The following is a 4891-nucleotide window of genomic DNA, read 5'->3' as shown; positions in this document are numbered from 1 at the left end:
TGCCGTGGCCTCGGCCGGTGCCGCGTTCGCGGTGACGCCCGGGTACGACCACGCCGTTGCGGCCCGTCTCGCGGCGACCGGGGTGCCGCTCATCCCCGGGATCGCGACGCCCACCGAGGCGATGCGCGCCATCGCGGACGGATTCGCGCACGTGAAGGTCTTCCCCGCCGGGCAGCTCGGCGGTCCGGGCTACCTCGACGCCCTGAACGGGCCGTTCCCCGGCCTGCGCTACCTGCCGAGCGGCGGCGTCGACGGGGCGACCCTGGCCGACTACCTCGCGCGACCGCACGTGTTCGCGGCCAGCGGGAGCTGGATGGTCCCCCGCGATGCCGTCGCACGCGGCGACTTCGCCGCGATCGTCGACGCGGCGCGGGAGTGCGCACGCGTTCGGGACGCGGTCCGGAGCCGGCCGTGAGCCGCGTCATCACACTCGGCGAGAGCATGGGGCTCCTCCGCGGCGACGGCGTCGGCGGCTGGGAGCACCTGGGCTCCGGGCGCGTCGACACCGGCGGTGCGGAGGGCAACACCGCCATCGGTCTGTCCCGCCTCGGCACGCCCGTCACGTGGCTCGGCCGAGTCGGCGACGACGCGCTCGGCCGCCGCGTCGCGGGCGACCTCCGCTCCGAAGGCGTGCACGTCGTGGCGGTCGTCGATCCCGAGGCGCCGACCGGCTTGATGCTGAAGTCGGCCCCGCGGGCCGGCTCGACCGTCGTGGACTACTACCGGCGCGGCAGCGCGGGCAGCCGCCTGGCTCCCGGCGACCTCGACCGCGTGGACTTCGCCGGGAGCGGCATCCTTCACGTCACCGGCGTGACCCTCGCACTGTCGGACTCGGCGCGCGCCACCGTGCACGAGGCGGTCGCGCGCGCCCGCGCGGCGGGTGCGCTGGTGTCGTTCGCCGTGAACCACCGGAGCAAGCTCTGGCCGGGCGATGAGGCGCGCCCCGAGTACGAGCGCGTGATCGCCGCCGCCGACATCGTCTTCGCGAGCGACGACGAGGCGCGGATGCTGCGCTCCGGCGCCGATGCCGGGGCCCTCGCCGCTGCGCTGGCCGAGACCGGACCGGCCGAGGTCGTCGTGACTCTCGGCGCCGACGGCGCGGTCGCCTCGATCGACGGGGCGATCCATCGCGTGACGGCGGAGCCGATCACGCCGGTGGACACCGTCGGCGCGGGCGACGCCTTCGCCGCCGGCTACCTCGCCGAGCGGCTCACCGGTGAAGGCGCCGACCGTCGGCTGCGCACGGCCGCCCTCGCCGGAGCCTTCGCCTGCCTGCATCCGGGCGACTGGCAGGGTGCGCCTCGCCGCGCCGAACTGGACCGCCGAACCCCGGGCGACGTCGCCCGCTGACCCGATCCCATCGAAGGAGAACCCATGACATTCGGACGCCTCGGCGAGGCCGGCAGCGAGATCCCCGTCGTGCACCGCGACGGTCGCGCGTACGACCTGCGGCCGCTCACCGCCGACATCGACGGCGCCTTCCTCGCGGCCGGCGGTCTCGCGCGTGCGACGGCCGCCGTCGAGGAGGGCCGGCTCGAGGAGCTTCCCGACGCCGGATCGCTGCGCGTGGGCGCGCCGATCGCCCCACCCGGCAAGATCGTCTGCATCGGCCTGAACTACCACGACCATGCGGCCGAGACCGGCGCCGCGGTGCCGTCGGAGCCGGTCGTCTTCATGAAGGACCCGTCGACGATCGTCGGGCCGTTCGACGACGTGCTCGTCCCCCGCCGGTCGATGAAGACCGACTGGGAGGTCGAGCTCGGCGTCGTGATCGGCACCGAGGCGCGCTACCTGGACTCGCCCGACGACGCTCTCGCGCACGTGGCGGGCTACGTCCTCTCGCACGACGTGTCCGAGCGGGAGTTCCAGCTCGAGCGCGGCGGCCAGTGGGACAAGGGCAAGAGCTGCGAGACGTTCAACCCGCTCGGCCCGGGCCTGGTGCCCGCGGCCGCCGTCGCCGACCCGCAGGCGCTGGGTCTGCGACTGTGGGTCAACGGCGAGCTCCGCCAGGACGGCTCGACCGCGTCGCAGATCTTCTCCGTCGCCCACGTCATCTGGTACCTGTCGCAGTTCATGGTGCTGCGCCCCGGCGACCTCATCAACACCGGCACCCCCGCAGGGGTCGCGCTCGGCATCCCGGGCGAGCCGTACCTGCGCGAGGGGGATGTCGTGGAGCTCGAGATCGACGGCCTCGGCCGCGCGCGTCAGCGGATGGTCCAGGCATGAGCGCGGCGGAGTTCGACGACCTCGTCGTCGTCGTCACCGGCGGCGCGTCGGGCATCGGCCTCGCGACCGCTCAGGCGTTCGCCGACCGCGGGGCGACCGTCGCCGTGCTCGACATCGCCGTCGACGGTCTCGCCGAAGGTGTCACCGGGTTCCGCGCCGACGTCACCGATCGGGCGTCGGTGGATGCCGCGACCGCGGCCGTCGCGGCGGCGTTCGGCGGCATCGACATCGTCGTCAACAGCGCCGGCGTGAGCTCGGTCGGCACCGTCGAAGAGGCGACCGAGGAGGACTGGGAGCGCGTGCTCGGCATCAACGTGCGCGGCACCGCCCGCGTCTGCGCGTCGGCCCTGCCGTACCTGCGCGAGTCGGAGCACGCCGCGATCGTCAACGTCTGCTCGATCGCGGCCCTCAACGGACTCCCCCAGCGTGCCGTGTACTCGGCCTCGAAGGGCGCGATCCTCGCGCTGACGTTCGCGATGGCGACCGACCACGTGGTCGAGGGGGTGCGCGTCAACTGCGTGAGCCCGGGCACGGTCTCGACGCCGTTCGTCGACCGGATGCTGCAGGGCTTCCCCGACCCGGTCAAGGAGCGGGCCGCGCTCGACGCACGCCAGGCCACCGGCCGTATGGTGACCCCCGCGGAGGTCGCCGGCGCCATCCTCTACCTCGCGAGCCCCGCGTCGGGCTCGACGACCGGCATCGCGCTCGACGTCGACGGCGGCGTCACCCACCTCCGGGTCCGCCCGCGCACCTGACCCCCACGGTTTCCGTTTGTGCGGGGAGGGCGGTCAGGAGCCGGCGAGGGCCAGGATGCCGTCGATCCGGCGCGGGATTCCCCGGTAGGCGTCGCGGAGCTCCTCGGGGAGGACGTGCTCGGGCGCGTCCTGGAACGCGACCGGCCGCAGGAACCGGCGGATCGCCGTCACGCCGACGGAGGTGTGCAGGGTGTTGGTGGCCGGCCACGGTCCGCCGTGGTGCTGGGCCCACGCCACCCGCACGCCGGTGGGGTAGCCGTTGTAGACGACGCGGCCCACGCGCGGGAGCACCTCGCGGGTCAGCTCCCGGCTCAGCGATTCCTCCGCGGGCTCGGAGTGGATCGTCGCCGTGAGCGAGTCCGGCACGGCCGCGAGCGCGTGCACGACGTCGGCGGTGTCGCGGTAGCGGGCCACCACGATCAGCGGCCCGAACGCCTCCTCGGTCACGTCAGCGGTGACGTCGGCGGCGTCGAGCTCGAGCACGGTCGGCGACGCGCGGAAGCCCGGGGATGCGGCATCCGTTCCGCCACCGGCGATGCGCGCCCTCCCCTCCTGCACGAGCCGGGCGCGGATCTCGCCGAACGAGTCCGCGATGCGCTCGTTGAGCAGCACGCCGGCCGGCGCGGCCTCGGCACGCCCGACCAATCCCGCAACGAGGACGTCGCCGGCTTCGCCGACCGGGACGAATGCGAAGCCCGGTTTCGTGCAGAACTGTCCCGACCCGAGCGTGAAGGATCCGAAGAGCGCTTCGGCGATGGCATCGCCCCGGGCCGCTGCGGCCGCGGGCGTCACGACGAGGGGGTTCAGGCTGCTGAGCTCGCCGTAGAACGGGATGGGCTCGTCGCGCTCCTCGATGATGCGCAGGAGCGCCCGGCCACCGCCGAGCGAGCCGGTGAAGCCGACGGCGCGCAGCTCGGGGGCCGCGACGAGGGCGCGCCCGGCGCCGGTGCCGTACACGATGCCGAGCGTTCCGTCCGGCGCGCCGTGCCTGCGGGCCGCCTCGACGAGCGCGGCGAAGGTCGCGGCCGAGGTCTCGGGATGCGAGCCGTGCGCCTTGACCACCACCGGATTGCCCGCGGCGAGCGCCGAGGCGACGTCCCCGCCGGCGACCGAGAACGCGAACGGGAAGTTGCTCGACCCGAACACGCCGACCGGCCCGAGGGGCACGAGCATGCGGCGGATGTCGGGACCCGGCCCGATCGGCGTCTCGCCGGCGTGGTCGATGGCCGCCTCGAGATAGCCGCCCTCGCGCACGGCCTCGGCGAAGAGGCGCAGCTGGAACGCGCTGCGGCCGACCTCGCCGGTCAGCCGCGGCACGCCGAGCCCGGTCTCGCGGTCGGCGATCGCGACGAGCGCGTCGCGCTGCGCCTCGAGCGCGTCGGCGAGCGCGTCGAGCAGTCCGGCGCGCCACGCGCGATCCTCGGCGGCGAGGGCGGGGAAGGCGGATGCCGCGGCCCGCACGATCTCGGCGACGGCGGCGTCGTCGGTCGCGGCGATGCCGGTGTCGCGGGATTCTCCGGTGCGCGGGTCGGTGGAGGTGAGAACGGTCATGACAGCAATCCTCGTCGGGAAAGACTCTCCAGGAGCGCGCCGATGCCGAAGGTCCAGGGTTCGACCCGGTCGGTGGCGCGCACGCGGTTGGTGAGTGCGCCGAGGCGGGGCTCGGCGATGCGGACGACGTCTCCGTCGTGGTGGGTGAAGCCCCGGCCGGGCGCGCCGCGATCCTCGACCGGCGCGAACAGCGTGCCGAGGTAGAGGACGAAGCCGTCGGGGTACTGGTGGTGGTCGCCGACCACCTGTGCGACCAGGTCGAGGGGGTCGCGCGAGATCGCCGAGAGCGGGCTCGCCGCGGCGAGCGCGCACGCCTCGGCGCCGTCCCCCCTGAGCGTGCCGACCGCGTTTCGCACGAC

Annotated in this window: 5 protein-coding genes and 1 pseudogene; 4 read left to right on the top strand and 2 right to left on the bottom strand. The window is 74.5% G+C overall.

The features are described from left to right. From ACE3O1_RS14815 to ACE3O1_RS14800, 4 genes are all read left to right on the top strand, one after another. On the top strand, positions 1–415 hold a 415-nt coding region (locus ACE3O1_RS14815; RefSeq protein ID WP_374316353.1), incomplete at its 5' end, for a bifunctional 4-hydroxy-2-oxoglutarate aldolase/2-dehydro-3-deoxy-phosphogluconate aldolase. After that, positions 412–1350 carry a sugar kinase gene (locus tag ACE3O1_RS14810; RefSeq protein ID WP_374316351.1) on the top strand — a complete coding sequence of 313 codons (939 nt, stop codon included), beginning with the start codon at positions 412–414 and terminating at the stop codon, positions 1348–1350. The genes ACE3O1_RS14815 and ACE3O1_RS14810, both read left to right, overlap by 4 nt. Before the next feature lie 24 nt (positions 1351–1374). Then, complete coding sequence (locus tag ACE3O1_RS14805) at positions 1375–2226, top strand: fumarylacetoacetate hydrolase family protein (protein WP_374316349.1); 852 nt, start codon at positions 1375–1377, stop codon at positions 2224–2226. Further along, positions 2223–2981: an SDR family NAD(P)-dependent oxidoreductase gene (locus ACE3O1_RS14800; RefSeq protein ID WP_374316347.1), complete on the top strand. Its 759-nt coding sequence runs from the start codon at positions 2223–2225 to the stop codon at positions 2979–2981. The genes ACE3O1_RS14805 and ACE3O1_RS14800 overlap by 4 nt, the downstream gene beginning before the upstream one ends. A 33-nt stretch (positions 2982–3014) precedes the next feature. Here the strand turns inward: ACE3O1_RS14800 and ACE3O1_RS14795 are convergent, their stop codons facing one another. Both ACE3O1_RS14795 and ACE3O1_RS14790 read right to left on the bottom strand, forming a co-directional pair. Then, on the bottom strand, positions 3015–4532 hold the full coding sequence (locus ACE3O1_RS14795) for an aldehyde dehydrogenase (NADP(+)) (protein ID WP_374316345.1): 1518 nt from the start codon (positions 4530–4532) through the stop codon (positions 3015–3017). Further along, a pseudogene (locus ACE3O1_RS14790) lies at positions 4529–4891 on the bottom strand (fumarylacetoacetate hydrolase); the annotation flags it as partial. The pseudogene ACE3O1_RS14790 and the gene ACE3O1_RS14795, both read right to left, overlap by 4 nt.

The sequence above is a fragment of the Microbacterium sp. genome (assembly GCF_041909575.1).
GTDB lineage: Bacteria > Actinomycetota > Actinomycetes > Actinomycetales > Microbacteriaceae > Microbacterium.
This window is presented reverse-complemented; position numbering and strand designations above follow the sequence as displayed.